This is a genomic window from Nocardia cyriacigeorgica (assembly GCF_010858045.1).
GTDB lineage: Bacteria > Actinomycetota > Actinomycetes > Mycobacteriales > Mycobacteriaceae > Nocardia > Nocardia cyriacigeorgica_E.
Map to the genome: position 1 here is coordinate 269,783 of NZ_JAAGVC010000004.1, position 26,053 is coordinate 295,835.

Here is a 26,053-nt window from a genome sequence, read left to right on the forward strand (position 1 = left end):
GCGTTACCCGCCCACCAGCCCTTTGGCGATATGCGTCACCTGGATCTCGTTGCTGCCCGCGTAGATCATCAGCGACTTCGCGTCGCGGGCGAGCTGCTCGACCTTGTATTCGGCCATGTAGCCGTTGCCGCCGAAGAGCTGCACGGCTTCCATCGCGACCTCGGTGGCGGCGCGGGAGGAGTAGAGCTTCATGGCGGAGGCTTCTGCGAGGGAGACCTTTTCGCCGGCGGCGGTGCGTTCGATGGCGTTGAAGACCATGTTCTGCACGTTGATGCGGGCGATCTCCATTTCCGCGAGTTTGAGCTGGATGAGCTGGAATTGGGCGATTTCCCGGCCCCAGAGCTTGCGGGACTTGGCGTATTCCACACAGAGCCGGTGGCATTCGTTGATGATGCCGAGGGCGAGGGAGGCGATGCCGATGCGTTCGGCGGCGAAGGATTCCTTGGCGCTGTCCTTGCCGTCGCCCTTGGCCGGGTTCTCGGTCTCGCCGAGCAGGCGGTCGGGGGTGATGCGCACGTTGTCGAAGAACAGCTCGCCGGTGGGGGAGGAGTTCATGCCCATCTTTTTGAACGGCGGGCTCTGGGTGAAGCCTGGCATGCCCTTGTCGAGCACGAACGTCAGCACCTTGCGGTCGCGCCGATCGGTGCCGTCCTGTTCGTCGAGCTTGGCGTAGACCACGGTGACGTCGGCGTAGGGGCCGTTGGTGATGAAGGTCTTCTGCCCGTTGAGGATGTAGTCCTCGCCGTCGCGGCGCACGTAGGACTTCATGCCGCCGAAGGCATCCGAGCCCGAATCGGGTTCGGTGATCGCCCAGGCGCCCACCTTCTCCATGGTGACCAGTTCCGGCAGCCAGCGCTTCTTCTGGGCGAGGGTGCCGCGGCTGCGGATGGTGCCGACGGCGAGGCCGAGGCTCACCCCCATCGAGGCCACCAGTCCGAGGCTGACCCCGGCCAGTTCGCTGTTGAGGATGACGCCCATGCTGCCCGCGCCGCTGAACCCGCCGCCGGGCTTACCCGTGGTGCCCGCCTCCTCGCGGGCCAGCGATTTCGCCAGTCCCTCCCGCGCCATCTCGTCGAGGCCGAAGGTGGCATACAGCTTGCGGATGATGTCGTAGGGCGGCATCGCACCGCTTTCCAGCTGGTCGACGTGGGGTTTGAGCTCCTTGTCGATGAAGCCGCGCACCGCGTCGCGGAACATCAGGTCTTCGTCAGACCACTGGTACATCGCGTGAACTCCCGAGGAATCGTCGGAACAGTCCCCCAAATATAGAACACGTTCTAATTCAGCCCGCCGGGTGTGCGGTTTACCACCAACGGGTGCAGCCGGGTGAACGGAAGTTGGACAATGGTCTGTATGGCACCGATAACTCGCGTCGGCATCGTGCTGTCCGTCCTCGCGCTGGGGATCCTCGCGGCGTCGATCTTCCTGCAGATCATCAACGATCGATCCGCGGTGCTGGTGGCTGTCACCACCGCCGCATGGGTGGCGCTCGCGGCCTCGACGTCGGTCGGCGCTAAGCGCGCGTGGCAGCATCCGCGGTACTGAGGCTCTCGTGCCTGCGCCAGGCCGGCCACTGCCGGTAGGTCGCGGCGCGCAGCACCCATTCCACCGGGCCGTAGGAATGCCCGCGCAACCATCGCTCGCTCACCCACAGCTGAACCAGGTAGGTGACGACGGCGATGGCGAGCACAGCGAACGGCGGGACGCGATCGCCGAGCGCGAACCCGTACCCGGTGAAGATCACCGCCATCACCACCGATTGGCCGATGTAATTGCTCGCCGCCATGCGCCCGGCCGGTGCCAATCGGCGCACCCACGTCGCGCGGCTCGAGTGCGCCAACCAGACGATCGCCGCGATGTACAGCACGGTCAGCACGGGATTGAGCAATTCCTGGAGACCGAACAGGTAGTTCGGTACCTCGGCGTGCAGCGTGTGCAGGACCACCGTCGCGATCGAGACGGGCAGCCCGACGACGCCGCCGATCAGCAGCGCCCGCGGCGTCCATCGCCGTAACCGCTCGGCATCCTCGAACAAGCGCACCTTGCCGGCGGCCATGCCGATCAGGAACATGCCCATGCTGGTGCAGCCCTGCCCGAGGAAGGTGAAGATCAGGAATATCGGGCCGGTCTCCAGCTGGGTGGTGAAGACGTCGCCGGGACCACCGAGGAATCCGTTCCGAATCCCTTCCAGGTCGAAGAACTCGCCGAGCTTGCCGACTCCGCCGCCGCTGCCGGGCAGAAATGCGAGCGCGGCGAACATGCCGTACAGCAGCACGCCGGTGATCACGGCGGTGCGCGGCCGAATCCTGCGCAGCAGCACCAGAATCGCGCACAGCACGGCGTAGAGGGTGAGGATGTCGCCGATCCACAGCAGGCTCACATGCGCCAGGCCGATCAGCAGCAGCGCCGCGCACCGGCGCAGCAGTCGCGGGACGGGTGCGGCGCCGGCGCGGTCGGCGGCCGCGATCTGCAGCGTGAACGAATACCCGAACAGGAACGCGAACAGCACATAGAACTTGCCGAGGAAAAACCCGTAGATGATTCCGTAGGCGAGCCGGTCCCATGTGCCGTCGTACATCGGAACGGGGTCGGAATTCGGGCCGGCGAACGACAGCAGCATGGTCAGCACTGCCGCATTGGTGACCAGAATTCCGAACAGCGCGAAGCCGCGCAGCATATCCACTTCGCCGATGCGCCGCGCCAGCTGCGCCGTGTGGGTCATGCCGCAACGCTAGGTGGCCACGGGACGTGCCCACATCGGCCGCCCGGATGATCTACATCGCGCGCGGATCAGCCGGGAGAATGACTCACGGGCTCGGTTGCGGGAGCTTGCAATCGTTGACCTTGGGGTTGACGCCGGCATAGTTCAACGGGCCGGCGATAACGGTCACCGCGACGGTCCCGACGCTCGCGCAATTCTGTTCCCGGTCGGTGAAATAGCCGCGTTGTACGGCCGCGATGGCGCCGATGAGCAGCCATACGACTGCCACGATCGTCACTAGGCGTCGCATTCCGCCCTCCTCTGACTGGTGTGTCGGGCGTGAATCAGTAGTAGTGGCGCCTGCCCGCGACGGGTCGGCCGACGCTGCCGAGTAGCAACAGCACCGCGCCGATGATCAGGATGACGACGCCGAGCATGGTGATCGCGGAAACGTCGAAAATCAGTCCGGCAATGAGGAGTACGGCTCCGATAATGATCATGAGGTGGATCCGATCAGGTGTAGCGATGACGGTGCAGGCCGGTTGGTGGACCTGCCGTCGTACTAAGTAGACGCCCGAAATGCCGTATTCGCAAGGGACGGAAAGCCGTGAGGGTTCGCAGACCGTGCCGGATTGCGATCCGGTCACGTGCCGGGGTGCTTTTCGATGCGAACTGGCAAAGCGGGGTTACGGACCGCTCGTGCTCCCGGACCGACGTTCGGAGAGCTGTTGCAGGGCACGAAGAAAACCGCGGCGATCATCGGCCGAGAGGGAGGACAGGAGTTCGGCTTCCTGCTGCTGGATGGCGGCCTGCGTGCGGTCGCGAAGTTCCCGTCCGGCGGGGGTGAGCGATAGCAGGCGAGCGCGGCGATCGGCCGGGTCCGGGACGCGGGTGATCAGGCCGCGTTCCTGGAGATCGTCGAGGGTGGGGATGATGCGGGTCTTGTCGGCGCCGATGGCCTGGGCGAGGGCCGATTGGGTGCGAACCGGAGATTCCTCGAGGCCGAGCAATACGCCGTAGGCCCACATGGTGAGGCCGTGTGATTCCAGGATCGGGCGTTCGATGGCCATCAAGGTGCGGCCGAGCGGCACGATCATCGCTGCTAGGTCGGGTCGGTCCGGCATGGGAAAAAGATACCTCTGGGCAAATGATAAGCGGGCACCTACGATATGTGCATGCCTACTGATATTCGCGAACAACATCGAGAGTCCGTCCGACTGTGTCGTGATGCCGTCGCACGAGTCGCGCCGCATCGGCTCGCCGACTCGACGCCCTGTGCGGAATGGGATCTCCGCGACCTGCTGCATCACATCGCCGTGCAGAACCGCGGATTCGCCGCCGCGGCCGCCGGCCACGGCAGCGAATACGACTGGTGGACCGGGGAATTCGCCGAGGATCCGATCGCCGACTGCCTGACCTCCTGCGATGAGGTCGTCACCGCTTTCGCCGCCGACGACGCGCTCGACCGCCACTGGTCCCTGCCCGACGTCACCACCGAGACCGCCATCCCCGGCAGTACCGCGATCAACTTCCACCTCGTGGACTCGGTGGTCCACGCATGGGACGTCGCCCGCGCGATCGGGGAGCACATCGAGATCAATCCGGAGCTGGCGGCGGTCGCGCTGCGGATCGCCGAAAAAGTGCCCACCGGCTCGAGTCGCCTCGAACCCGGCGCGGCGTTCGGTCCGGCCATGCCGACCGTGGCGCAGGAGTCGCGCCTGGATCGGATGTTGCGCTTGCTGGGCAGGTCACCGGCGTGGCCGGAGGTCGATGTGGCCGCACCGGCACCGTGACCGCACTGTGCTCGTCGCGGGTGGGCTTCGCGTGTGCCTGCCCGCCGGTGCCGTCGAGATTCAGCATGATCGGGCCGCACTCGCTCGTCATCGAGACGAACCGGTGATCAAAAACGAGCACATTATTGCGTTCAGGGGGCAATACTCGGGACGAATGGCCGATTCCCGCGCGAATAGGAGGACAGTGGTGAACATCGTGATCCGATCCGTCGCCGGTGCCCTGGCCGCGATCGCGCTGGCCCTCGGTTTCGTGATCGGCGGTTCCGGCCCCGCGGTGGCGCAGCCGACCACCGTCTTCCCGGTGCCGGTGGTGTTCAACTACTCCTACGATCTGTCGCCCTCGGTCGGCGTGGTGCATGTGGCGGCGACGCCGACCGGGGCGCCCGGCGAAACGGCCCTCTCGGTCGACGATCCCATTTTCTCGCTCATCCCGTTCTCACCGACCGTGCAGGTGAACTGGCGCAACTGGAACACCGGCGCGAACGGCACCATCGAACTGCCCACCACGACCAGCTCGACGGGCAAGCCGAAGCCGGTGGTCGTCACCACCGGCACCGGCCTGGTCACCGCCACCGTCTTCGCCACCAGCGGCAATATCGTCCCTGGTTTCGGCGCCTTCCAGACGCCCTAGGGCTGGATCGGCGGCGTTCGGTCAGTGCCCTCGCCGATGGCCGGTGGCGGGCGGTACTCGGCCCGCCACCGACCCTCGGCGACCGGCCTCAGTTCTGGCCGAGCATCTGCCGCATCTGATCGATCTCGGCCTGCTGGGCGGCGACGATGCTCGTGGCCAGAGCCTTGGTGTCGGGGTTGACGCCCTCGGCCAGCACCGTGTTCGCCATGTCGATGGCGCCGATGTGGTGCTCGATCATCATCTGCATCCACTGCCGGTCGAACTCGGCTCCGGTGGCGTTCTCCAGCGCCGTCATCTGCTCGGGTGTCATCATGCCCGGCATATCGTGCCCACCGTGACCGCCGTGCTCACCGGCGTTCGGCGCGGGCTTGCCGAAGCTCTCGAGCAGCGTGGTGATCTGCTGCATCTCCGGTGCCTGCGCCGCCTCGACCGCGGCGGCCAACGCCAGCAGCTGCGGGTTCTGGGTGCGGCTCGGCACCATCTTCGCCATGTCGACGGCCTGCGCGTGATGCGGGTACATCATCTGCAAGAACGTGACATCGGCGGCGTTGAAGTCGGTGCGCGTGCTCGCGCTGGTGCTGGCCGCCGCGCTGGTCGTGGTCTCGGTGGCGGTGGTCGAATCGTCGCTGCATCCGGCGACGGTGAGGGCGGTCGCGGCGACGGCGGCGATCAGGAAACGGGTACGGGTGATGAACATGTCTGTGCTCCTGGGGAATGCGAGGGAATGCGGGCAGGCCGAGTCGCGCCCCCGGCCTGGTGACCAGGGCGCGACGGCCCATCAGATCCGCAGAATCGACAATTCCGCGAGCGTCGGCACGGTCCACGGCGGTGGACGTTCGCGCCGAGCGGGACGGTGGCCGCGGAGGATTCCGGAGCCGTCCACGGGCTGAAACGCCAACCGGAACAACAGCACAAGCCCGATCGCCAGACCGAGCATCGAGAGGATGAACACGCAGCCGTGCATCCCACCGTGCACCCCGCAGTCACCGCAATCCTGCTCGTGCCCGCCGATGCCGTCGGCGGATAGCAGCGGGACCGCGAATGTGCCCGTGAACAGGTCACTTTCGGGCTGATCGGGCTGCGCGACGAGGGGGCCTCGAGGGTGATCGGCGAGCATGCGTACATCGCTGTCGGACCGAGCTGCACCCGTGAGCGGATTGCTTTCGGACCGATCAGGCTGCGCGAGTACCGAGCTTCGAGGGTGATCGGCCGGTTCGCGTACATCACCGCCGGACCGAACTGGACGCGTGAGCGGGTCGCTTCGGGACCGATGAGCATGCGTGAGCGACCCGTTGCCGGACCGATCCGCGTGCACATCACCGGCAGACGCGGCAGCCGATTGTGCACTGTGCGCGGGATTTTCGAACCCGGCTGCCGGGAAGCCCTGCGGCGCAGTGGCGGTCACGGTGGCGGGTGGGGCGGTGCCGAGCGCGGGTGCAGCCGCATCCGTCGCCGGCGTGGAGGCGTGCGCGGCGCGGCTCTCGTGCGGATGATCCGCGGCCCCGGCCGACGCACCGTGATCGGCCCACGCATGCCCGAAATCGAACACTCCGACGTGCATGCCGACGATCCCACCCAGCAGCGCGACCAGTGCGAACAGCCGGGCGAGCCCCGGCAGGCGCGAAGTCGGATGCTGGTCGGTCACGGGCCCCAGTCTAGTGGGGGCGCGGACTATACCCCGGCGAGGTACTTACTCGTAGTCGTCGCAGGCGTCGACCGCGGCGTTCTTGGTGGTGTTGAAGGTGTCGATGTGGTCGTTCATGAGGTCGGTCGGCGCGTTCGTCTTCAGCATGTCGGCCAGCTTCTTGCTGTCGTCGCGCCAGTCCCGCAACGCCTGGGCGACGCCGGAGGGGACGTTCTTGACCAGCTTGCGGTCGACGTCGTTCGCGCCGTCGCGCAGCGCCGTCTCGGCGTCGGCGGCCTTGGCCGCGGTGTCGGGCGCATCGTTATTGCTGGCATCGATGTAGGCGTTGAACTTGCGCACGGCGTTGCCGTTGGCGTCGCTGAACGCATCGCAGGCGGTGGTCGCCGCGGATGTGGCGGCCGCCGACGACGACGCTGCCGCCATCGAGGTGTAGGTGGCCAGATCGGCCTGGTTGACCTGGGCAGTGCCGGAGACGCTGTTCGAACAGGCGCTCACCAGAACGAGTCCGCCCGCCAGCGCCACCGCGGCGGCGGCAAGGCTCATGCGCTCGTAGCGTCGCATCGGTCTTTCTCCCCTCGCGGATGCCGGCCGCCCCGTGTCTTCGCGGAGACAGACATTGCCGGCATCTGACCGTAAGTCTTCCTGACCGTACTGGGTCGTTACCGCCGATGGCCAAGCGTGGCGCGAACGTTGGCGAACCGATACCCCGGCTAGCCCTGTCGCGCCAGCGCCCGTCCGATCACCCGTGCCCCGTCCGGGAAGGCGCCGGGATTCGGGCCGGAGTAGTTGAGCCGCAGATACGGTCCGGTCGGCTCGGCGGGGAACCATTCGTCGCCGGCCGCCACGGTGACGCCCTCCGTCTCGCAGTCGCGTACCAGCCGGGCCAGGTCGGTGGCATCGGGCAGCCGCACCCACAGGTTCAATCCGCCCTCGGGAACGGCCGTCACATGCGCGCCGGGCGCGTGTTCGCGCAATGCTTCCACGAGCAGGTCGCGGCGAACTGCGAGCTGCTGGCGCACCGTCCGCAGATGGCGCCGCCATGCCGGTTGCGTGACGACGTCGAGCGCGACCGACTGCAACAACCCGCTCACATACATCGATTCCGCCTGAGTATCGGCGAGGATGCGTTCACGCGCTGGTCCGCGCGCAATGATCGCGGCGACCCGCACCGCCGGGGACACGCTTTTGGTGAGTGAACGCAGATAGACCACATGCCCGGCGTCGTCACGCGCGGCGACGGGCACCGAATCGGCGGTGATGCCGAAATCGTGCGCCCAATCGTCTTCGATCAGGAACGCCCCGTGCCCGCGCACGATCTCGAGCACCCGCTCTGCGACCTCCGGCGACCAGCGCGCACCGGTGGGGTTGGCGAAGTTGGGCTGAGCGTAGAAAGCGCGGGCTCCGGTGCGCCGGAAGGCGCGGTCCAGTTCCTCGGGGTCGGGGCCGTCGCTGCCGCTGGGCACCGGCACGACCGGGATGCCGGCCTGACCCGCGGCGAGCATGGCTCCCCAATACGTGGGCGATTCGATCAGCAGTGGCCCGCGCGCGCCGGCCAGCGCGCGGAAGGCGCTTCCGAGGCCGCTCTGGCTGCCCGGGGTGATGATGGCGTCATTGAGCGCGGGCGGTGTGACGCCGACCGGTACGGCCGCCCCGAGTTCGGCAGCGAACCACGCCTGGAGTTCCGCGAACCCGGCGACGGGCGGCCGCGACATCGTCGCCGTGCTGCGCGCCGCACGGGAGAACGCGGCCCGGACCAGCCGATCGGGTAGCAGTTCCCGGTCCGGATAACCCGAATGCAAGGCGATCGCGTCACTGGGTGCGGTGCGCAACGCGGCGGCGAGCTGTGGTGCACGAGCGATCGGCGAGCCGAGCGCAGCCGTCTGCCAGCCGTAGTCATGCGGGCGGGCCACCCGCACACCCTGGACGAAAGTGCCTATACCCGGACGTGTTTCGATCATGCCCTGCGCCGTCAGGGTTCGCAGCGCCTTCTGCACCGTCACCGGACTCGCGCCGTACTGCGCCACCAGCGCCCGCGTCGACGGGAGCTTCGCGCCCGGTGTCGCGGTGGCGATCCACGCGCGGAGGTCGGCGACAATGCGGGAGCTGCTATCGTTGAACATGAGAGTTCAGAGTAGCGCTATTGTTGATTCGCGCCCACCGCTACCGAGTGGGTCCGGCATCCGCTGGGGGCTTCTCGGCGTAGCCGCCTTCTCCTTCACCGTCCCCCTCACGCGAGTGGCCGTCGACGACGGCGGGCTATCGCCGCTGTTCGTGGGAGCGGGCCGGGCCGTCATCGCCGCACTCCTCGCCGCCATCGCATTGGTCGTCACCGAGCAGCCCTTGCCCCGCGGACGCCGGTGGATTCGGATCGCGGTCGTGGCAGGCGGCGTCGTGATCGGCTTCCCGCTGCTGACCTCTTACGCGCTCACCACCGCGCCCGCGGGCCACAGTGCGGTGGTGATCGCCGTGCTGCCCGCCGCGACCGCGGTCACGGCGGTCTTACGCGGTCACGAACGACCGCCGCGGGCCTTCTGGTACGCGGCGGCGCTCGGCGCTGTCGCCGCCCTCGTCTTCGCCGCCCTGCAAGGCGGCGGATTCGGGGTACCGCACTGGTCGGATCTGCTGCTCTTCGGCGCGGTCGCGGCCGCCGCGATCGGCTATGCCGAAGGCGGGCTGCTGGCCAGGGAACTCGGCGCATGGCAGACGGTCTCGTGGGCTCTCGTGCTGGCCGCGCCGCTGATGATCCTGTTGACCGCACTTTCGATCGCACACGATCCACCGAGCGGCACGGTGACCGAATGGTCCGCTTTCGCCTACCTCGCGGTGGTGAGCATGTACCTGGGTTTCTTCGCCTGGTACCGCGGGCTCGCGATCGGCCCGATGTCGCAGGTCAGCCAGATTCAGCTGGTACAGCCGGTGCTGACGATCGGCTGGGCCGCGTTGCTGCTCGGTGAACAACTCACCTTGCCGACGGTGCTCGGCGGGCTCGCCGTCATCGGCTGCGCCGCACTGGCCGTACGGACACGGCTCGGACGGGCCGGCTAGGACGTGGCGATATCGATGACCAGCCTGGTCGGGTTGCTCAGTGTGCTCACCGAGAACGCGGGCCGCTCGCCGTTGACGCCGATGAACGACTGGGTGACGCCCTCGAAGACGATCGTGCGATACACCCCGGCAACGGCGGGCGCGGACGGCTCGATCACCGGGTCCGGCCCCGAGTAGGGCTCGACGCCGCTGTCGAACGGGTAGACCGAGCCGGTGATCCGCACTTCCAGGACGGATTGCCCCGCGACATCGATGGCGGTGCCGCTGCCGTCCTGCACCGCCTGGTCGACGTATTCGACGTCCCAGCCGGGCGTGCCGGTGCCGCCGAGCTCGTAGACGACCCGGTCGAACCCCTCGTGGTGGCCGACGCTGATGTCGGTGACGGTGAGCGCGGCGTCGCCGGAGGCCTGGGCACGCTTGGGTGCGGCGTCGGCCGGGGCGTCGGGGGCTTCCTGGGGAGCCACGGTGGTGGTGCGCTCCGCGGCCGAGGTGCCAGGGGAGTCGACGACGGTGGCGGGGGTCGGTTCGTCGTCGCCGCAGGCCGCCGCGAATCCGACGACACCGAGGGCAACCAGGCCGACCACCAGCTTGTTACGCATGTGGCAAATGTTACCCATCATTGCCCGCTCGCACGGGGTATTCGGCCGGGGTGTTCGCCTGTCGAAACCGGCCCGAATCGGGGCAGATGTGCTTGCCGGGCAACGATCTAGCACACTTGACGGGTGCTGAATGTGGAGGATCTGCTGGGGCGGCTGCGCCGGTATCCGGATGTGGAGGCGCCGAACCTGTATGCCGTCGATGCCGCTGATCGGTTGATTCTCGATGTCGCGGCCGAGGCCTTGGCCGCCGCGGATAGCGGGGAAGTTGCCATTATCGGCGACAGCTACGGCGCCCTCACCCTCGGCGCCGCCGCCACACACGACCTGCGCGGTTTACGCGTGCACCAGGATCTGCTCACCGGCGAACTCGCCCTCGCCGCCAACGCCCGCGCCCTCGGCCTCGCCGACCGCTACACCGCGCACGCCCTCGACGCCGAACTGCTCAAAGGCGTGCGCGTGGTCCTGCTGCGCTTGCCGCGCGTCCTGGCGGGGCTCAGCGAGATCGCCGACACCATCGCCCGATTCGCCGAACCCGACGTCAAGGTGTTCGCCGGCGGTCGCGACAAATACCTCACCACCACGATGAACGAGGTCCTCGGCGAATCCTTCACCGAGGTGCGGGCCAGCCGCGGCCGCCAGAAATCGCGCATGCTGCTGGTCAGTGGCCCGAAACAGCTGGGCGAGCCGCCATTTCCGGTGCGCGAGCATCTCGGTGAACTCGATATCGATGTCGTCGCGCACGGTGCCGCTTTCTCCGGCGCTCGCCTCGATATCGGCACCCGTTTCCTGCTCGAGCACATGAAGACGATGAAGCCCGACGCACGCACCGCCATCGACCTCGGCTGTGGCACCGGCATCCTGGCCGTGGCGCTCGCCAAGGCCAGGCCCCGGCTGGAGGTGATCGGCACCGATCAGTCCGCCGCCGCGGTGGCCTCCGCCATGGCCACGGTTGCCGCCAACGACGTCGCCGACCGGGTGACGGTGGTGCGCGACGACGCGATGTCCAGCGCCCCGGACAACAGCGCCGACCTGGTGCTGTGTAATCCGCCGTTCCACGTCGGCGCCGCGGTGCACACCGGGTCGGCGATCAAGATGTTCAGCCAGACCGGGCGGGTGCTGCGGCCCGGTGGGGAACTCTGGACCGTCTACAACTCCCATCTCAATTACCGGGGTGTGGTGGAGCGGATGGTCGGGCGCACCGACGTCATCGGGCGCAACCGCAAATTCACCGTCACCAGGTCGGTGTGTGGCCTGCACGATGCCCAAGAACGGTAGAGTCCGATTTGTCGGTCTTTGCCGCAACGCCGAGTCGCCGTCCGGGAACTCGACGCCGGCGACGAACGTTGGACAGAACAAGTTGGAAATCGGGCGTAGCTCGATTCCGGCGGCCACGCATCGACGTGGGCCACGACTCCAGAAAGGGATAAGCGGTGCGCGCCACAAGCAATCCGGTATTCAAGAACTTGCCGAAACAGGAAGGTGGCGGCTACGCCAACTTCGGTTCGGGCGTGGCCGGTGCGGGTCAGCTGGGCCAGCAGTTCGGTAACCAGTACGGCCAGCCCCCGCAGTACCAGCCCTACCAGCAGGCCCCCGCCACCCGGTCGATGACCATCGACGACGTGGTCACCAAGACGGGCATCACGCTGGGTGTGCTGGCGGTCTCGGCCCTGATCTCCTACATCCTCAGCAGCGCCAACAACGGCCTTGCGCCGCTGTTCGTCATCGGTGGCGGCCTGGTGGGCCTGGTGCTGGTGCTGGTCGCCAGCTTCGGCCGCAAGATGGACAACCCGGCCATCGTGCTCGGTTACGCCGTCGCCGAGGGTCTGTTCCTCGGTGCGCTGTCGCTGATGTTCACCGACATCTCCTTCGGCGGTGCCGGCGGTTCGGCGCTGATCGGGCAGGCGGTGCTCGGCACCTTCGGTGTGTTCGCGGGCATGCTGGTCGTCTACAAGACCGGCGCCATCCGGGTCACCCCGCGCTTCACCCGCATGATCGTCGGCGCGATGATCGGTGTGCTGGTGCTGATCGTGGGCAACCTGATCGCGAGCTTCTTCACCGACGGCGGCTTCGGCCTGCGTGATGGCGGCCCGATCGCCATCATCTTCAGCCTGGTCTGCATCGCGATCGCCGCGTTCAGCTTCCTGCTCGACTTCGACGCCGCCGACCAGCTGATCCGCGCTCAGGCGCCGGAGAAGGCCGCATGGGGCGTCGCCCTCGGCCTGACCGTCACCCTGGTCTGGCTCTACGTCGAGATCCTGCGCCTGCTGAGCTACTTCCAGAACGATTAGTAGGCTCCGGCCGCACAAGAATGGCTCCCTACCCGCTCGGGTAGGGAGCCATTCTGCTGTTGCTGGCGCTACTAGCTGAGGCGCTCGATGATCATGGCCATGCCCTGGCCGCCACCGACGCACATGGTCTCCAGGCCGAACTGCTTGTCGTGGGTCTGGAGGTTGTTGATCAGGGTCGCGGTGATGCGGGCGCCGGTCATGCCGAACGGGTGGCCGAGGGCGATGGCGCCACCGGAGACGTTGAGCCGGTCCAGGTCCATGTTCAGCTCGCGGGCCGAGCCGAGCACCTGCACCGCGAAGGCCTCGTTGATCTCGTAGAGGTCGATGTCGTCGATGGTCTTGCCGGCGATCTTCAGCGCCTTGCGGACGGCCTCGATCGGGCCGAGGCCCATGATCTCCGGCGACAGGCCGGACACGCCGGTGGAGACGATGCGGGCCAGCGGGGTCAGGCCCAGCTCCTTGGCCTTGGTGTCGCTCATGATCACCAGGGCGGCGGCGCCGTCGTTGAGCGGGCAGGCGTTACCGGCGGTGACGGTGCCGTCCGGGCGGAACACCGGCTTGAGCTGCGAGATCTTCTCGTAGGTGGTGCCGGCGCGCGGGCCGTCGTCGGTGGTGACGACGGTGCCGTCGGGCAGGGTGACCGGGGTGATCTCCCGCTCGAAGAAGCCGGCCTTGATGGCTTCCTCGGCCCGGTTCTGCGAGCGCACGCCCCAGTGGTCCTGGTCCTCCCGCGAGATACCGGTGAACTGAGCGACGTTCTCGGCGGTCTGGCCCATCGCGATGTAGACGTCGGGCAGCTCGCCGCTCTCGCGCGGATCGGTCCAGCCGTCGGAGCCGCCTTCGGCGCGCTTGACGGTGCGCGCCTCGGCCTCGGCGAACTTCTCGTTGTGGGTGTCGGGCCAGCCGTCGGAGGTGCCCTTCGGGAAGCGCGAGACGGTCTCCACACCGGCGGAGATGAACACATCGCCTTCACCGGCCTTGATGGCGTGCAGCGCCATGCGGGTGGTCTGTAGCGACGACGAACAGTACCGGTTGAGGGTCACACCGGGCAGGAAGTCGTAGCCGAGCTGGGTGGCCACCACCTTGGCCATGTTGAAGCCGGCTTCGCCGCCGGGCTGGCCGCAGCCGAGCATCAGATCGTCGATCTGGGTGGGGTCGAGGGCGGGGACCTTGTCGAGGGCGGCGCGGACCATCTGGGTGGCGAGGTCGTCCGGCCGCATGCTCACCAGAGAACCCTTGCCTGCGCGGCCGATGGGGGAGCGGGCGTACGAAACGATGACGGCCTCGGGCATGAGGACTCCTTATGTCTCGGAGTGCGCACGGTGGTCACCGACCAGGTGCGTGCGGCACTCGCGGGGTATGGATCACCTCGAATCTACGTCGCGCTGGTCGAGGGGGAAACACCCGGTGTGACCAGATCCCGCTCACTGAGAGCACTGAGCAGAACCGGCAGCAAATGCTCGGCCGCGAGGGCGTAGCCGGCGGCCGAGGGATGGAAGCCATCGGCGGAGAACATCTGTTCCGGGGCGGCGTGAAAATCCTTGCTGAGCAAATCGCCCATCGAGACCGGATGGCCGCCCGCGGTCAATGTGACGGCGGTCTGGGCTCTGGCCAGCCGGTGACTCCAGGTGTGCACCACGCTGCGCAGCGGTTGCGGGATGGCGGCCACGGTGCCCAGATCCGGGCAGGTGCCGACCACCACGACGCTGCCCGCCTCGCTCAGCCGCGCCACGGCCCGCTTCAACCGCCCCGCCGAGCGGGCCACCGAATGCTTTTTGGTGATGTCGTTGCCGCCGATCAGGATGACGGCGGCGTCCGGCGGTGGCCCGGCCACGAACATGGCGTCCACCTGGCCGGACAGGCCCTTGGAGGTGGCGCCGGAGATGGCTTTGGTGCTGAGCCGGATGCTGCGGCCGGTGGCCTCGGCCAGGCCGCGGGCCAGCCGCACGCCGGGCACTTCGGTCGCGTCGGTGCAGCCGACGCCGGCCGCGGTGGAGTCGCCGAAGATCATCAGGTGCAGATCGGCGTGCCGGTCCAGCCGCCACGGCTCGGGCGTCGCGCAGCCGGGCAGGTAGATGCCGTCGGCTTCCGGCGGTTTGGAGGTGTCGCGCCCGATCACGCCGCGCGCCACGCCCGCCTGCGCCATGAGATACCGGTACGCCGCCCATGACGCGGTGCCCGCGCTCGACCCGGCGAGCACGGTCGCGGCGCCGGTCATCGCCGCGCTCCGCCATCGGATTCGAGGTTCGCCCACGACCTCGGATTTTACGTGCTCTCGCCGTGTCCGCAGCTCGCATCTGGGCCGGTCGGCCGGCGGCTGGGAGCAGCGTTGCATGCCGCCGGACACGGCGATGTGGGGCGAGGCGGGGAGTGGGGCGGCGCGGCCTCGGCCAGCGCGCCGCCCCGAATCAGATCAGCCCGGGACGTGGAATGAGCCGCGCGCCGGAATGCTGGCGTGGTTGGTGCTCACGGTGACCTCGATCTGCCCGGGCCCGGTGTCCTGGAACAGCGAGTACTGGATGCTGCCGTAGATGCCCGTCACGACGTTGTTCTCATAGGTGCCGGTGGCGCCGGTGGTGGTGTTGCGCCAGGCCACGGTGGTGCGCACCTCGCACAGCGGCGCCAGCGGGTACTGGCCGGGGCCGATGCCCGCGACCGGCGCGGCGCGCACGTTGACGACGGCGCGGCCCGGCCAGTCGGGGCTGGTATCGGCCCAGGTGTGGATGCTGGTCCAGCACAATCCGCCATAGGCCATGGTGGGGACATCCGGGAACGCGACGGTGGTGGTCGCGGCAGCGGGCGCACCGGAGGCGACGACCAGCGCGACCGTCGATCCGGCCAGCACCGCGGCGACCCGGGCAGTGTTCGGCAGCCTCATGGCCGCAGATATTAGGCGGCGGAGGCACTTTCCGCAGGAGAGCGCGCCGCGGCCCGGTGTGGCCGGTGTGGTGTGCGCTACCGGCCCGCACCTACCGGCAACGGTTCTGCAACGATGGAGTCATGCGCATCGCGGATCATGTCGTGGACCTCATCGGCAACACCCCGCTGGTCCGGCTGAACTCGGTCGTCGGGCCGAACGCCGGCGTGGTGGCCGCCAAGATCGAATACTTGAACCCGGGCGGCAGCTCCAAGGACCGGATCGCGGTGAAGATGATCGACGCCGCCGAAGCATCCGGGCAGCTACGCCCCGGTGGCACGATTGTCGAGCCGACCTCGGGTAACACCGGTGTGGGTCTGGCGCTGGTCGCGCAGCAGCGCGGCTACAAGTGCGTGTTCGTCTGCCCCGACAAGGTCAGCGAGGACAAGCGCAACGTGCTGCGTGCCTACGGCGCCGAGGTGGTGGTCTGCCCGACCGCCGTCCCGCCGGACCACCCGGACAGCTACTACAGCGTCTCCGACCGACTGGTCCGCGAGATCGACGGTGCGTGGAAGCCGGACCAGTACTCCAACCCCGGCGGCCCCGACAGCCACTACGAGACCACCGGTCCGGAGATCTGGCGCGACACCGAAGGCAAGGTCACCCACTTCGTCGCCGGTGTCGGCACCGGCGGCACCATCACCGGCACCGGCCGCTACCTCAAGGAGGTCTCCGGCGGGAAGGTGCAGATCATCGGCGCCGATCCGGAAGGCTCGGTGTACTCCGGCGGCACCGGCCGGCCGTATCTGGTGGAAGGCGTCGGCGAGGATTTCTGGCCCTCGGCCTACGACCCGAGCGTGCCGGACGAGATCATCGCCGTCTCCGACGCCGACTCCTTCGATATGACCCGCCGCCTCGCCCGCGAGGAAGGCCTGCTGGTGGGTGGTTCCTGCGGTATGGCCGTGGTCGCCGCCATCGAGGTGGCGCGCCGCGATCCCGACGCGCTGGTCGTGGTGCTACTGCCCGACGGCGGCCGCGGCTACATGTCCAAGATCTTCAACGACGAGTGGATGAGCTCCTACGGCTTCCTGCGCACCCGCCTCGACGGCACCACGGCCGAACCGCTCGTCGGCGACGTGCTGCGCGGCAAGTCCGGCGCACTGCCCGACCTGGTGCACACCCATCCGTCGGAAACCCTGCGCGACGCCATCGAGATCCTGCGCGAGTACGGCGTCTCCCAGATGCCCGTCGTCGGTGCAGAACCGCCCGTCATGGCGGGTGAGGTGGCGGGCAGCGTCTCCGAACGCGATCTGCTCTCGGCCGTCTTCGAGGGTCGAGCGCATCTCACCGATTCGGTGGCTCAGCACATGTCGCCGTCGTTCCCGCTGATCGGTTCCGGTGAGCCGATTTCGGCGGCCACCAAAGCGCTGTCGGATTCGGATGCGCTGATGGTGGTGGAGGATGGCAAACCGGTCGGCGTGATCACCCGCCACGATCTGCTCGGCTTCCTGAGCACCGGCGCCATCGGAAAGTAACGCTGCCTAACCCTTCGTTCGCCGCTCGAGCGCAAATTTTTGGCAAATTGGCGGTTCGTCGATTTCTCGTTGGGTAATTCCGCGATGGACGGGCCGCGGCAGCCGCCACGGCGCATCGGCGAGCGAAGGGAAAGGTTGTGCAAACTACAAGTTTGGCCATCGACTTTCAGCAGGGCCTATCCGATGCCTGGAGCTCGGTCGCGACGTTCGTGCCCAAGCTCGTCGGCTTCCTGATCATCCTGCTGATCGGTTGGCTGATCGCGAAGACTGTCGCGACCATCGTGAACAAGGTGCTCGAGCGGGTGGGCTTCGATCGGCTCGTCGAGCGCGGGGGTATCAATCAGATGCTGGCGCGCAGTAAATACGACGCGTCCGATCTGCTGGCGAAGCTCGCGTACTACGCGATTCTGCTGATCGCGCTTCAACTCGGCTTCGGCGTGTTCGGGCCGAACCCGGTCAGTGACATGCTCAACGGCATCGTCGCCTGGCTGCCCAAGGCGGCCGTCGCGATCCTGATCGTTGTCGTCGCCGCGGCCATCGCGCGGGCGGTGCGCGACATCGTCACCAATGTGCTGTCTGGCCTCAGCTTCGGCTCCATGCTCGGGCGGCTGGCCGCGATCTTCATCTGGGGCGTCGGCATCATCGCCGCGCTGAACCAGATCGGGGTGGCGACCTCGGTGACCACGCCCATCCTGATCACGGTGCTCGCCACGATCGGCGGCATCATGGTCGTCGGTGTCGGCGGCGGTCTGGTGCGGCCCATGCAGCAGCGCTGGGAAGGCTGGTTGAGCAACCTGGAGGACGAGATCCCCGCGGCCAAGGGGCGCGCCGAGGCCTACCAGCGTGGCCGGGAAGACGCGGCCCGGCAGCAGCAGGGCGCGGGCCGTCCGGCCGAGGCGGCGCAGCAGCCGCAGTGGGCGAACCAGCCCGCGGGCGGCGGCTCCCAGGAGTGGACCAACCAGCCCGGAACCCAGGGCCAGGCGGAGTGGGGTAACCAGCCGGGTCGTCAGCAGTGGGAGCAGGCCACCGACCCGGGCCGGCAGTGGCCGCAGGAGCCGCGCGGCGGGTACGGCGATTACGGCGAGGGCCGCCACATGCGGTAGCGAGCCATCGCGCACGAGTCCCCCACCGATCCCGAATCGGTGGGGGATTCTTCTGTTATGCCGGTGAGGGTCAGGCCAGGTGCGGGGCGGCGCACACGCACACCGCCGCCAGCCGCAGCACCATCCAGTCCGCCTCCGACCAGTCGGCATGGTCGACCGGGACGACGGGCGGGCCCGGCACGGTGTCCTCGTGGCCGAGCGGCACGGGTGCGCTCGCACGCACCTCGTCGAGGAGTCCGCGCGCATAGGCGGTCAGCAGCACCACGGGCGAGGTTCCGTGGTGCGGGTTTACGCCGAACTGGAGGATGTCGCGTACCGCGGCCGCATGCTGATCGAGCGCCGCCGAGAGCGCGGGCAGCTGTGCCGCTGCCGCGAGCGCCGGGGCCCCGTACATCGTGTGCAGGCGTTTGATACTGCGACGCGCCGACTGTTCGAGCAATACGGGGCCGAGCAAAAACACCTCGTCATGCTAACAATCAGCGCAGGCAGGGGGACTGTGGCGTTCATAGTGGCGTCGTCTCCGCGCGAGGGCAGCGCGACAGTGCCGATCACCAGCAGGCCGGCCAGGGCTGGTCGCGTCCGCCGATCGCGGGCTCCGCGAGCCGATGGATGAGCCGGTACCCACCTGACCGGTTTCCCCGATCGGGCGCCGCCGTCCGGCCCGGCCGCTACCCGCCGGGCAGGTCGGCGCCGGATTCGCGGTCGCCATCAGTGGCCCGGGGTCATGCCGGCCGGGGCTGGCTCGGCGCTGCTGGTGATCGGTGCCGCTACAGATCCGCGAAGCAGATGACGAACTTGCGTTCGGAGTAGACGAAGCCGCGGTCGGCGTCGGGGCAGGTGTCGACGTTGGTGGTGTTCTGTTGGACCGCAACCACTTTCACGCCGTCGGGGGAGGTGCAGGGGATGCGGGTGGGGGAGGGCTTCAACGTCATGCAGGATCCGACGGTCCAGTCGATGTCGAGGCAGAGCGTGGTCTTGTCGACGGAGTGGGAACGGTCCGCGTCGGAGGGGCAGGTGCTGGCCTCGGTGCCCTTGTCGACGACCTTGTAGGTGGAATCGGCGCTGCCGCAGGCGGTTTTGCCGACCTTCTTCGGGTCCGGGTCGAGCACGACGCAGTCGCCGACGTTCACCTGGACTGCCACGGCTTCCTTGGCGGTCTTGTTGTCCGCGACGGGGGAGGCCGAGGTCTGCGGGGTCGTCGTGGTCGGCGGCGGTACCGGCGCCAGGCCGGGTTGTTTCAGCGGGGCCTTCGGGGTGGGCGATGCCGTCGTCGTCGCGGTGGCGCTGACCTCTTGCTTCGCCTCGGCCACCGTGGATTCGAACGACGACGCCAGCACCGAGACACCGACGATCAAGATGCCCGCCGTCACGAAGGCGCCGATCGCGACGATGAGTGCGCTGTTGGTCAGGCGGCGCCGAGTACGGTTCGGCGCCGGCGTGCCCTGCTCGGCCGGTGTGCCCTGCTGGGCGGGGATCGGCTCGGTCATCGGCTCGGTCACGGCTGGCCGCTGAGGACGGCCATGATGGCATCGACGAACGGCTGGCCGCCCATGATGGCGCCGCCGGCGAGCGCGCCGACGACCGCACCGATCGGGCCGGTGAGCAGGGTGAAGAAGCCCATGCCGATGACGGCGCCGATGAGGCCGCCGATCACCGCACCGGCGACGACGCCGACGACGTTCTTCTCCAGTTCGGCCACCAGCCGCGACATCGAGCTGATCTCGCGCATCTCGCCGATTTCCTTGGCCGACGGCTTGGTGGTGAGGGTGAGTTCACGGCCGTGGTCGGCGATCTCGTGCGCCACGCTCATCCGCGCGCCGGCGATCTCGTAGGCGAGCGGGATCTCGGCGACCACTTCGCCGCTGTCCGACTTCAGAACAGCCCGGTCGGCCTTGTCCTCCACGCCCTCGACCAGCTCGAACGTGCCGTCTTCGACCTTGGTGGTGATGGTGCGGCCGGAGCGGTCGGTGGTGGTCGTGTACTCGATCCCGTGTTCGGCCCCCTCCGCCCTTAGTTCCTCGGAGGCCTTCGCTGGTTCTGCGTGCACGGTGCCCGCGGAGATACCGAGAGCGGCGACGGCGAGGACGGTGGTGACGGCGAAACGGCCGAACTTCATTCCTGGAATCCCTTACTCAAACTCACGCGAGACCGGCGTATTGCCGGACGGCGTCGGAGTTTACGGCGCACACAACCTTTAGTCCCAGGTTTGGAAAGACCGCACTACCAGGGATTTTGTGAAAATCAATCATTCAAATTAATGCGGGCCGGCGGTGCCGCGATGCCGGTTTGTGCGCTACCTGCGGTGATCGAGAAAAGCGCAGAATTGGACGGTTGATCAACAAGTAATGTATCTCACAGCTGGGCGGCAGGTGGGGTGGAGTCACAGTGCGGGACCAAGGCTGTTGCCCCGGCCTGCCCCGACCGCATCGGCCCCGGCAGCGGCGATGGAGCGGCGAGCGTTGTTGCCGCCGTAGGGGAATGGCGGCAGCCGAGCTGCCGCTCGCCGGTCGGTCCGGCTCAGGCGCGCGTCGCGGCCCAGCGCACCAGATCGTCGACGGGCACGTTCCAGGAGCCGATGGCGGAGTTCGGGACGAAGGCCGGGATCTCCGGGATGTCGCCCAACTCTGGGACGGTGGCGACGAAGTGCAGATACCGGCCATCGTCGAGTCGGGTCGAGAAGGGCTGGTCCGGATGATCCGGTGGGGCTTCGAAGGTCAGCTCCGGCGCGTCGGCGAGCCACGGTTCCAGCAGATCTTCGACTTCGGCGAAAGTGGCTTGGGTGAGCCATTCCCGCTGCGGCGCGCACACGACGAATCGGTCGACCGCACTGAAGCACAGAACCGGCCAGTCCTCGATCGGGTTCGCTCGGCACTCTCCGGCCAGTTCGGTGAGGTCGAGTTCGTACAGCTCCGGATCCGGTTCGCCCGAGGCCACGCTGACCCAGCCGTTGTCGACGTCCTGCCCTTCGGCGCCGAAACTGCCGAGCGCCGAATCGACATACTCGGCGAACTTCGCGTACTCATCGGCCGTGAAGAATTCGCACCACTCGGGAACCATTCCACCTGCTCTCCATAGCTACCGCGCACTGACCGGCCGATGGTATGCCGACGATCCACACCTTGCCGCCCGTGGAAAATCGCGGAGCCCTCGACCTGCCGCCCCTACCGGTGTGCGCGAACTTCGCACAGGTTATGGCGATTTCGATAGCTCACACCTTGTGCGACGTGCCCGAATCCTGTGCGAAGCCGCAACTCGATCTACGCGAGAGGGGGGAACCTCTTGTGCTGGATGGCCGTGGTGAAGTGGTCCCAGTCGGTGGGGTGAAGACGAGGGCGGGGCCGGTGGGGTTCTTGGAGTCGCGGACGCCGACTGCCCACCGACCCGCGCGGCCTGCCCGGCTGCCGACCGAACGTCTCTACCTGCTGTGAGACGGCATCCTTCCCAGCGCCCGGTCTGGCGGCGGCCAGTTGCGCCGAGGGCCTCGGGCATACTGCCGACCGCTCGATCCGGAGGCGTCGTCCGGCCCGACCGGCTCGAATCGCGGCAGATGGTGTGGCCACGGCAGTGAGTTGAGTCGATCGGAGGTCGCCGGGGTGGTAGTCAGTCGAGGTGATCGGCCTTGCTGTGTAGGTAGCGCTTTTCGACCTGGTTATCGGTGAGTTCGGCGGCGCGGCGGAAGTATTCGGTGGCGGCGGCGTTCTCGCCGACCTGCTGTAAGAGGTGGGCTCGGACGGCGTGTTCACGCTGCCGGGTGAGCGGGTTGCTGTCGAGGTGGTGGCGCTGGTTGAGGTCGTCGAGCAAGGCCAGGCCCCTGGCCGGTCCGTGCGCATGGGCGACGGCCACCACGCGGGCGAGCTGGACCGGCGGCGTCGGGGTGAGGCGTTCGAGCCACAGGTACAGCATCGCGATCTGGGCCCAGTCGGTGCGGCCCGGTTCGGCCGCGGCGTGCACCGCGGCGATCGCGGCCTGGATCTGGTAAGTGCCGGCCGGGGCTCGGTTCCACACGCTGTCGATGAGAGCTGTTCCCTCCGCGATCATTTCGCGATTCCACTGTGCGGGATCCTGCTGATCGAGGGGTATCAGTTCGCCGGCCTCGGTGCGGGCCGCGCGGCGGGATTCGGTGAGCAGCATCAGTGCGAGCAGGCCCGTCACCTCCGCGTCGGCGGGGACGGTGGCGTGCAGCATTCTGGTGAGTCTGATGGCCTCGGCGGTGAGGTCCACGCGGGTGAGGTCGGCTCCGGCGGTGGCGGTGTAGCCCTCGTTGAAGATGAGATACAGCACCTGGAGAACCGCGGTCATTCGACTGTCGCGGTCCTCGCCGGTGGGGAGCGTGAAGCGGGCGCCGGCCTTCGCGAGTTGTTGTTTGGCGCGGCTGATCCGGGTGCCCATGGTGGCCTCGGTCGTGCCGTAGGCGTGCGCGATCTCGGCCGTAGTCAGGCCGCCGACCGCGCGCAAGGTGAGCGCCACCTGCGAGGTATGCGCGAGTGCGGGATGGCAGCACAGCAGGAGCAAGGTGAGGCTGTCGTCCACTCCGCCGGTCTGCGTGGCCCGGGTGGGCTCGGCCATGGCCAGTTCGGCGGCGCCGGCTTCCAGTTCCCGGCGCCTGCGGGCCTGATCGGAGCGCAGCAGATCCACCATGCGCCGGTAGGCGACGCGGATGAGCCAACTGCGCGGTTCGTCCGGAATGCCCTCGACCGGCCACTTTCCGGCTGCGGCCAGCAACGCTTCCTGCACGGCGTCCTCGGCGATATCGAAGCGGCCGAACCGGCGGACCAGCGCGCCGAGGACCTGCGGCGCTTCGGCGCGCAGCAGGTCCTCGAGCTCCGGGTTCACGCGGTGAAGTCCTCGCCCATGATCGGGCGGATCTCGATCGGCTCACCGAGCGCTTCGACGATGCGGGCGGTGATCTCCACGGCCCGTTCATGTCCGGCCACGTCGATCACGGCGAAGCTGGCCAGCACCTCCTTCAACTCCGCGAACGGCCCGTCGGTGGCGACCACGCCATCGGCGGTCTTGCGAACCGTGGTGCTGACCGCCGGGTGGCCGAGGCCCTCCGTACTGACCAGCTCGCCGGAGGCGAACAGCTCCTTCTCCAGCTGCTGGTAGGTGGCGAACGCGGCCAGGGCCTCCTCCGAGGCGGTGTCGGCGGTCGCGGCGTCCCATGCGGCGGCCGGGGTGTAGCCGAGCAGCAGATATTTCACGGGGTCCTCCGATGTGGTGGGTTCTCGTCACGGTAGCCGGTCCGCGACCGCGATCTGGGTCCGTTGCCACCTCGGAGCCGCGGCCCGAACCTCGACACGGTCGCCCTGTGATCCAGATCACAGTCAGGTGATGTCGAGGACGGTCTGCCTGCACCGAGGTACCAGCGAACGACCCACACAGAAGGAGTACGACAATGAACGACACCCAGCAGCAGCCCACCCCCGAGCTCCAGGCCCTTGACCGCCTCGTCGGCACCTGGAAAGTCAGCGGCGGCGCCGAAGGAACCGTGCGCTACGAATGGATGCCCGGCCGGTTCTTCCTGCTCCAGCACGTCGACCTCACCCAGTACGGCGAACCCGTCACCGGTTTGGAGGTGATCGGCAACCTGCACCCGTTCGGCGAACCCACCGGCCCCGACGTGGTCTCCCGGTACTACGACTCGGTCGGCAACACCTTCGACTACGTCTACGAACTCGACGGTGACACCCTCACCATCTGGGGCGGCGCCAAAGGCAGCCCCGCCTACTACCGTGGCACCTTCGATGCCGAAGGCACCACGGTCACCGGCGAATGGGTCTACCCGGGCGGCGGGGGATACGCCTCGACCATGACCCGGATGTGATCCTGCTGCCCGAGTCGGTCACCGCCGGCTCGGGCACGGCCGGATTGTGGATGCCCGTTACGAGGGCTGCTGGCAATCCAGCCACTTACCGTCTTCTTTGGCGTAAGCGTTGGTTTCGGTCTTGGTCTCCGACTCCGCGCCTTCGTTCTTCCACGTGGAGGTGATGTCGGCGGTGGCGGTATCCCCGGTTACCTTGATGTTGTCGACTTTGTCGACAGTGACCGTGGTGGTTTCGCGCATGATGGCCAGATTCGCGGCCTTGTAGGCCGGTTCGTCGTAGCGGATGAACGCGTCGACCAGGTTATTGATGCTCTCATCGGAGGCCGCCGGGTATTCCGCCTTCAGAGCGGCGGCGAGCTGATCGGCAGGCTTGGCGGCGAACTCCTCGGCCGTTCCCGCCGAGCTGAGCGGCGGGAACATGGTGTCCGGCAGGTTCTTGACCTGGTCGCGGTACTTGGTGCAGGTGAGTTCGGCCATCCGGTCGAAATCGAAGGTCGCCATCGCGGGCTCCTGCTGCGCGATGAGGTCGCGGATCTGCTGCGCATCGCCGCCCTCGGCGGCGGCCGGAGCCGACACGGACGTCGAAGCCGCGGTCGTCGACTCCTCCGAGCTGCAGCCCACCGCCGCTACCGCGACGAACGCCAGCCCTACTGCAAGTGTGCGCTTCACTGAAGTCTTCCTGTCAATCATCGACGACAGCCACACGAACGTTCCAGGGAAAGGACCGTTCCGGCGCACCGTCTGCTGAACGAGCGAAGATTAGCCCAGGCGCAGGTGGTTCGCTCAACCGAAATACCCAGGGCCGGAGGGTTCCCATGCAGGTCATGCGGGGTAGCTATGGTAACCGAAGCCGGGCGGCCGGCTACCAGACCGGTTCCTGGGCATCCTCACGTAGCCGCTTACGGGCGCGCACGATCCAGTTGGTGAACATCTCGGTGAACATCTGCGGGGCGGCCGGGCGGACGTTCAACTGTTCGCGGTTGCGCTGTTCCAGGTAGCGGCCGTCGCCGGTGAGGTCGAACCACTGGAAGGCGTACCAGGGGTCCGGGCGGGCGTGCAGTGGGCCGACGAGAAGTCCGGCATTGCCGCCGCCGTCGGCGGGTCGCAGCGCCAGCCGCTGATACTCCTCCCGGGGCGTGCGGTGCGCGAAACTGCGCTGCTCGCTGCGCTGTTCGAGATCCGCGAGATGGAAGGTGGCCGCGGGGCGGGTGCCCGGCGCGCAGGCGGGCAAAGCCGCGGTCAGGCGATTCGGCAGTTGTTCGGGGCGGAACAGGCGGCAGGTGATGGGGCCGTCGACTCCGTCGATCGCCGTTTGTGACAAGGTGACCGCCTGATAGGTGGTACTTGCCCCGACAACGCGATACTCGCCCTCCCGGCCGCGTTTGGTTTTCGTTGTGCCGCCGAGGATTTCGATACGGAAATCGGATTCGGCGAGCGTGTGGAAGGCGAGCTGGATGCGTTCGAGTTCGTCGCCGTCGTAGCCCGTGCGCACCTTCTCGCGGTGTGCCGCGACTTCACCGAGGAAACGGAAGCGGCTGACATACCGCAGCGGGCGTGGGAAGCGGTCGTGCGCGTCGCTGTACCACAGGGCCGCGAAATCATCGGGGTCCCATCGCCATTCGCTCACCGCCGATCCTCCCCCTCCTGCGGTGCGGTGGGCTCGGCCGCCGGGATATCGCCGCCGATCACGCCGCCGGGAACGGTCTTGGGGACTTCGCCGAGCAGTTCGTCGGTGTTCTCGGCGGTGATCAGGTACTCCGGCGTCTTGTGCTCGTCCTCATCGGAGTTGCCGCCCCGGCCCGCACCGGCACCCATGCCGCCCATCGGCATACCCATCAAGCCGCGACCAGCGGCCGCCGACCTGGCAGCATTGGCCGCGGCCGCCGGACCTGCCGCAGCACCCGATCCGCCCGGCCCACCCGGAATGCTGCGCCCGGCGCCGGGCTTCTCGCTGCCGGAACCCGAGCCACCGGAACCGGAGCCGCCCCCGGACCCCGCGCCGCCCGCACGCCCCGGGAGGAGTATCAGCGGC

The 26,053-nt window shown here is 68.0% G+C and carries 30 protein-coding genes and 2 pseudogenes; 9 read left to right on the top strand and 23 right to left on the bottom strand.

Annotated elements, in window-relative coordinates:
- Positions 1-3 precede the first annotated feature (3 nt).
- On the bottom strand, positions 4-1,224 hold the full coding sequence (locus GV790_RS06250) for an acyl-CoA dehydrogenase family protein (RefSeq protein WP_163811439.1): 1,221 nt from the start codon (positions 1,222-1,224) through the stop codon (positions 4-6).
- A 129-nt stretch (positions 1,225-1,353) separates the two neighbouring features.
- Between GV790_RS06250 and GV790_RS06255 the strand changes: the two genes are divergently transcribed.
- The gene (locus GV790_RS06255) at positions 1,354-1,545 is read left to right on the top strand and encodes a hypothetical protein (protein ID WP_138450856.1); all 192 of its coding nucleotides are present in this window, start codon (positions 1,354-1,356) and stop codon (positions 1,543-1,545) included.
- Here GV790_RS06255 and GV790_RS06260 read toward each other — a convergent pair.
- The 4 genes from GV790_RS06260 to GV790_RS06270 form a co-directional block, all read right to left on the bottom strand.
- Positions 1,514-2,722 carry a DUF418 domain-containing protein gene (locus GV790_RS06260; protein WP_163811441.1) on the bottom strand — a complete coding sequence of 403 codons (1,209 nt, stop codon included), beginning with the start codon at positions 2,720-2,722 and terminating at the stop codon, positions 1,514-1,516. The two genes, GV790_RS06255 and GV790_RS06260, sit on opposite strands and share 32 nt — an antisense overlap.
- A gap of 85 nt (positions 2,723-2,807) precedes the next feature.
- Positions 2,808-3,011, bottom strand: a complete 204-nt coding sequence (locus tag GV790_RS06265) for a hypothetical protein (RefSeq protein ID WP_163811442.1) — start codon at positions 3,009-3,011, stop codon at positions 2,808-2,810.
- Positions 3,012-3,045: 34 nt separating this feature from the next.
- Positions 3,046-3,201: a hypothetical protein gene (locus GV790_RS30510; RefSeq protein WP_085996257.1), complete on the bottom strand. Its 156-nt coding sequence runs from the start codon at positions 3,199-3,201 to the stop codon at positions 3,046-3,048.
- Positions 3,202-3,387: 186 nt separating this feature from the next.
- Entirely contained in the window at positions 3,388-3,825 is a 438-nt protein-coding gene (locus GV790_RS06270; protein ID WP_163811444.1) for a MarR family winged helix-turn-helix transcriptional regulator, read from the bottom strand.
- A 51-nt stretch (positions 3,826-3,876) separates the two neighbouring features.
- On the opposite strand from GV790_RS06270, the gene GV790_RS06275 reads away from it, so the two are divergent.
- Together GV790_RS06275 and GV790_RS06280 are read left to right on the top strand one after the other, a co-directional pair.
- A complete protein-coding gene (locus GV790_RS06275) occupies positions 3,877-4,494 on the top strand; it encodes a TIGR03086 family metal-binding protein (protein ID WP_163811446.1) in 618 nt (205 codons plus the stop codon).
- Between the two features lie 187 nt (positions 4,495-4,681).
- Positions 4,682-5,125, top strand: a complete 444-nt coding sequence (locus GV790_RS06280; protein ID WP_163811448.1) for a hypothetical protein — start codon at positions 4,682-4,684, stop codon at positions 5,123-5,125.
- Between the two features lie 88 nt (positions 5,126-5,213).
- On the opposite strand, the gene GV790_RS06285 is transcribed toward GV790_RS06280, so the two are convergent.
- The 4 genes from GV790_RS06285 to GV790_RS06300 all read right to left on the bottom strand — a co-directional run bounded on the left by GV790_RS06285 (position 5,214) and on the right by GV790_RS06300 (position 8,890).
- Entirely contained in the window at positions 5,214-5,822 is a 609-nt protein-coding gene (locus tag GV790_RS06285; RefSeq protein WP_163811450.1) for a DUF305 domain-containing protein, read from the bottom strand.
- Between the two features lie 81 nt (positions 5,823-5,903).
- Positions 5,904-6,242 carry a hypothetical protein gene (locus tag GV790_RS06290; RefSeq protein WP_163811452.1) on the bottom strand — a complete coding sequence of 113 codons (339 nt, stop codon included), beginning with the start codon at positions 6,240-6,242 and terminating at the stop codon, positions 5,904-5,906.
- A gap of 573 nt (positions 6,243-6,815) precedes the next feature.
- Positions 6,816-7,331, bottom strand: coding sequence for a hypothetical protein (locus GV790_RS06295; RefSeq protein ID WP_163811454.1), 516 nt, complete (start codon positions 7,329-7,331; stop codon positions 6,816-6,818).
- 149 nt (positions 7,332-7,480) lie between these two features.
- Positions 7,481-8,890, bottom strand: coding sequence for an aminotransferase-like domain-containing protein (locus GV790_RS06300; RefSeq protein ID WP_163811456.1), 1,410 nt, complete (start codon positions 8,888-8,890; stop codon positions 7,481-7,483).
- Between GV790_RS06300 and GV790_RS06305 the strand changes: the two genes are divergently transcribed.
- Entirely contained in the window at positions 8,889-9,815 is a 927-nt protein-coding gene (locus GV790_RS06305) for a DMT family transporter (RefSeq protein WP_163811458.1), read from the top strand. The genes GV790_RS06300 and GV790_RS06305 overlap by 2 nt on opposite strands.
- On the opposite strand, the gene GV790_RS06310 is transcribed toward GV790_RS06305, so the two are convergent.
- Entirely contained in the window at positions 9,812-10,414 is a 603-nt protein-coding gene (locus GV790_RS06310; RefSeq protein WP_163811460.1) for an AMIN-like domain-containing (lipo)protein, read from the bottom strand. The genes GV790_RS06305 and GV790_RS06310 overlap by 4 nt on opposite strands.
- A 123-nt stretch (positions 10,415-10,537) precedes the next feature.
- Here GV790_RS06310 and GV790_RS06315 point away from each other — a divergent pair, with 123 nt between their 5' ends.
- Together GV790_RS06315 and GV790_RS06320 are read left to right on the top strand one after the other, a co-directional pair.
- Positions 10,538-11,689, top strand: a complete 1,152-nt coding sequence (locus GV790_RS06315; protein WP_163811462.1) for a class I SAM-dependent methyltransferase — start codon at positions 10,538-10,540, stop codon at positions 11,687-11,689.
- A gap of 155 nt (positions 11,690-11,844) precedes the next feature.
- Complete coding sequence (locus GV790_RS06320) at positions 11,845-12,702, top strand: Bax inhibitor-1/YccA family protein (protein WP_104359988.1); 858 nt, start codon at positions 11,845-11,847, stop codon at positions 12,700-12,702.
- 71 nt (positions 12,703-12,773) lie between these two features.
- Here GV790_RS06320 and GV790_RS06325 read toward each other — a convergent pair whose 3' ends face one another.
- The 3 genes from GV790_RS06325 to GV790_RS06335 form a co-directional block, all read right to left on the bottom strand.
- A complete protein-coding gene (locus tag GV790_RS06325; RefSeq protein WP_163811464.1) occupies positions 12,774-13,994 on the bottom strand; it encodes an acetyl-CoA C-acetyltransferase in 1,221 nt (406 codons plus the stop codon).
- 83 nt (positions 13,995-14,077) lie between these two features.
- Positions 14,078-14,920 carry an SGNH/GDSL hydrolase family protein gene (locus tag GV790_RS06330; protein WP_163811466.1) on the bottom strand — a complete coding sequence of 281 codons (843 nt, stop codon included), beginning with the start codon at positions 14,918-14,920 and terminating at the stop codon, positions 14,078-14,080.
- Positions 14,921-15,115: 195 nt separating this feature from the next.
- Entirely contained in the window at positions 15,116-15,580 is a 465-nt protein-coding gene (locus GV790_RS06335) for a hypothetical protein (RefSeq protein WP_163811468.1), read from the bottom strand.
- Between the two features lie 122 nt (positions 15,581-15,702).
- Here GV790_RS06335 and GV790_RS06340 point away from each other — a divergent pair, with 122 nt between their 5' ends.
- The gene (locus GV790_RS06340) at positions 15,703-17,094 is read left to right on the top strand and encodes a cystathionine beta-synthase (protein WP_163811470.1); all 1,392 of its coding nucleotides are present in this window, start codon (positions 15,703-15,705) and stop codon (positions 17,092-17,094) included.
- 152 nt (positions 17,095-17,246) lie between these two features.
- Positions 17,247-18,197 (top strand): mechanosensitive ion channel family protein, encoded by a 951-nt coding sequence (locus tag GV790_RS06345; protein ID WP_178127596.1) that lies wholly within the window; start codon positions 17,247-17,249, stop codon positions 18,195-18,197.
- A 70-nt stretch (positions 18,198-18,267) separates the two neighbouring features.
- Here GV790_RS06345 and GV790_RS06350 read toward each other — a convergent pair whose 3' ends face one another.
- From GV790_RS06350 to GV790_RS06380, 7 genes and pseudogenes are all read right to left on the bottom strand, one after another.
- The gene (locus GV790_RS06350; RefSeq protein WP_163811475.1) at positions 18,268-18,657 is read right to left on the bottom strand and encodes a DUF6401 family natural product biosynthesis protein; all 390 of its coding nucleotides are present in this window, start codon (positions 18,655-18,657) and stop codon (positions 18,268-18,270) included.
- 307 nt (positions 18,658-18,964) lie between these two features.
- Positions 18,965-19,684 (bottom strand): LppU/SCO3897 family protein, encoded by a 720-nt coding sequence (locus tag GV790_RS06355; RefSeq protein ID WP_163811477.1) that lies wholly within the window; start codon positions 19,682-19,684, stop codon positions 18,965-18,967.
- 8 nt (positions 19,685-19,692) lie between these two features.
- Entirely contained in the window at positions 19,693-20,313 is a 621-nt protein-coding gene (locus tag GV790_RS06360; RefSeq protein ID WP_163811479.1) for a hypothetical protein, read from the bottom strand.
- A 401-nt stretch (positions 20,314-20,714) separates the two neighbouring features.
- Positions 20,715-21,254, bottom strand: coding sequence for a hypothetical protein (locus GV790_RS06365; RefSeq protein WP_163811482.1), 540 nt, complete (start codon positions 21,252-21,254; stop codon positions 20,715-20,717).
- Between the two features lie 151 nt (positions 21,255-21,405).
- A pseudogene (locus tag GV790_RS06370) lies at positions 21,406-21,555 on the bottom strand (DUF397 domain-containing protein); the annotation flags it as partial.
- Between the two features lie 242 nt (positions 21,556-21,797).
- Positions 21,798-23,030, bottom strand: a complete 1,233-nt coding sequence (locus tag GV790_RS06375; RefSeq protein WP_163811484.1) for an RNA polymerase sigma factor — start codon at positions 23,028-23,030, stop codon at positions 21,798-21,800.
- A complete protein-coding gene (locus GV790_RS06380) occupies positions 23,027-23,398 on the bottom strand; it encodes a YciI family protein (RefSeq protein ID WP_163811486.1) in 372 nt (123 codons plus the stop codon). The genes GV790_RS06375 and GV790_RS06380 overlap by 4 nt, the downstream gene beginning before the upstream one ends.
- 194 nt (positions 23,399-23,592) lie before the next feature.
- Here GV790_RS06380 and GV790_RS06385 point away from each other — a divergent pair, with 194 nt between their 5' ends.
- Complete coding sequence (locus tag GV790_RS06385; protein WP_163811488.1) at positions 23,593-24,021, top strand: DUF1579 domain-containing protein; 429 nt, start codon at positions 23,593-23,595, stop codon at positions 24,019-24,021.
- A gap of 57 nt (positions 24,022-24,078) precedes the next feature.
- Here GV790_RS06385 and GV790_RS06390 read toward each other — a convergent pair whose 3' ends face one another.
- From GV790_RS06390 to GV790_RS06400, 3 genes and pseudogenes are all read right to left on the bottom strand, one after another.
- Positions 24,079-24,726 carry a hypothetical protein gene (locus tag GV790_RS06390; RefSeq protein WP_163811490.1) on the bottom strand — a complete coding sequence of 216 codons (648 nt, stop codon included), beginning with the start codon at positions 24,724-24,726 and terminating at the stop codon, positions 24,079-24,081.
- A gap of 157 nt (positions 24,727-24,883) precedes the next feature.
- Entirely contained in the window at positions 24,884-25,648 is a 765-nt protein-coding gene (locus GV790_RS06395; RefSeq protein ID WP_163811492.1) for an ESX secretion-associated protein EspG, read from the bottom strand.
- Positions 25,645-26,053, bottom strand: a pseudogene (locus GV790_RS06400) (hypothetical protein); the annotation flags it as partial. The gene GV790_RS06395 and the pseudogene GV790_RS06400, both read right to left, overlap by 4 nt.

Excerpts from the sequence above, each read along its gene's own strand:
- GV790_RS06250 (WP_163811439.1), bottom strand. The coding sequence starts at position 1,224 with ATGTACCAGTGGTCTGACGAAGACCTGATGTTCCGCGACGCGGTGCGC.
- GV790_RS06255 (WP_138450856.1), top strand. The coding sequence starts at position 1,354 with ATGGCACCGATAACTCGCGTCGGCATCGTGCTGTCCGTCCTCGCGCTG.
- GV790_RS06260 (WP_163811441.1), bottom strand. The coding sequence starts at position 2,722 with ATGACCCACACGGCGCAGCTGGCGCGGCGCATCGGCGAAGTGGATATG.
- GV790_RS06265 (WP_163811442.1), bottom strand. The coding sequence starts at position 3,011 with ATGCGACGCCTAGTGACGATCGTGGCAGTCGTATGGCTGCTCATCGGC.
- GV790_RS30510 (WP_085996257.1), bottom strand. The coding sequence starts at position 3,201 with ATGATCATTATCGGAGCCGTACTCCTCATTGCCGGACTGATTTTCGAC.
- GV790_RS06270 (WP_163811444.1), bottom strand. The coding sequence starts at position 3,825 with ATGCCGGACCGACCCGACCTAGCAGCGATGATCGTGCCGCTCGGCCGC.
- GV790_RS06275 (WP_163811446.1), top strand. The coding sequence starts at position 3,877 with ATGCCTACTGATATTCGCGAACAACATCGAGAGTCCGTCCGACTGTGT.
- GV790_RS06285 (WP_163811450.1), bottom strand. The coding sequence starts at position 5,822 with ATGTTCATCACCCGTACCCGTTTCCTGATCGCCGCCGTCGCCGCGACC.
- GV790_RS06290 (WP_163811452.1), bottom strand. The coding sequence starts at position 6,242 with ATGCTCGCCGATCACCCTCGAGGCCCCCTCGTCGCGCAGCCCGATCAG.
- GV790_RS06295 (WP_163811454.1), bottom strand. The coding sequence starts at position 7,331 with ATGCGACGCTACGAGCGCATGAGCCTTGCCGCCGCCGCGGTGGCGCTG.
- GV790_RS06305 (WP_163811458.1), top strand. The coding sequence starts at position 8,889 with ATGAGAGTTCAGAGTAGCGCTATTGTTGATTCGCGCCCACCGCTACCG.
- GV790_RS06300 (WP_163811456.1), bottom strand. The coding sequence starts at position 8,890 with ATGTTCAACGATAGCAGCTCCCGCATTGTCGCCGACCTCCGCGCGTGG.
- GV790_RS06310 (WP_163811460.1), bottom strand. The coding sequence starts at position 10,414 with ATGCGTAACAAGCTGGTGGTCGGCCTGGTTGCCCTCGGTGTCGTCGGA.
- GV790_RS06325 (WP_163811464.1), bottom strand. The coding sequence starts at position 13,994 with ATGCCCGAGGCCGTCATCGTTTCGTACGCCCGCTCCCCCATCGGCCGC.
- GV790_RS06330 (WP_163811466.1), bottom strand. The coding sequence starts at position 14,920 with ATGACCGGCGCCGCGACCGTGCTCGCCGGGTCGAGCGCGGGCACCGCG.
- GV790_RS06335 (WP_163811468.1), bottom strand. The coding sequence starts at position 15,580 with ATGAGGCTGCCGAACACTGCCCGGGTCGCCGCGGTGCTGGCCGGATCG.
- GV790_RS06340 (WP_163811470.1), top strand. The coding sequence starts at position 15,703 with ATGCGCATCGCGGATCATGTCGTGGACCTCATCGGCAACACCCCGCTG.
- GV790_RS06355 (WP_163811477.1), bottom strand. The coding sequence starts at position 19,684 with ATGACCGAGCCGATCCCCGCCCAGCAGGGCACACCGGCCGAGCAGGGC.
- GV790_RS06360 (WP_163811479.1), bottom strand. The coding sequence starts at position 20,313 with ATGAAGTTCGGCCGTTTCGCCGTCACCACCGTCCTCGCCGTCGCCGCT.
- GV790_RS06365 (WP_163811482.1), bottom strand. The coding sequence starts at position 21,254 with ATGGTTCCCGAGTGGTGCGAATTCTTCACGGCCGATGAGTACGCGAAG.
- GV790_RS06385 (WP_163811488.1), top strand. The coding sequence starts at position 23,593 with ATGAACGACACCCAGCAGCAGCCCACCCCCGAGCTCCAGGCCCTTGAC.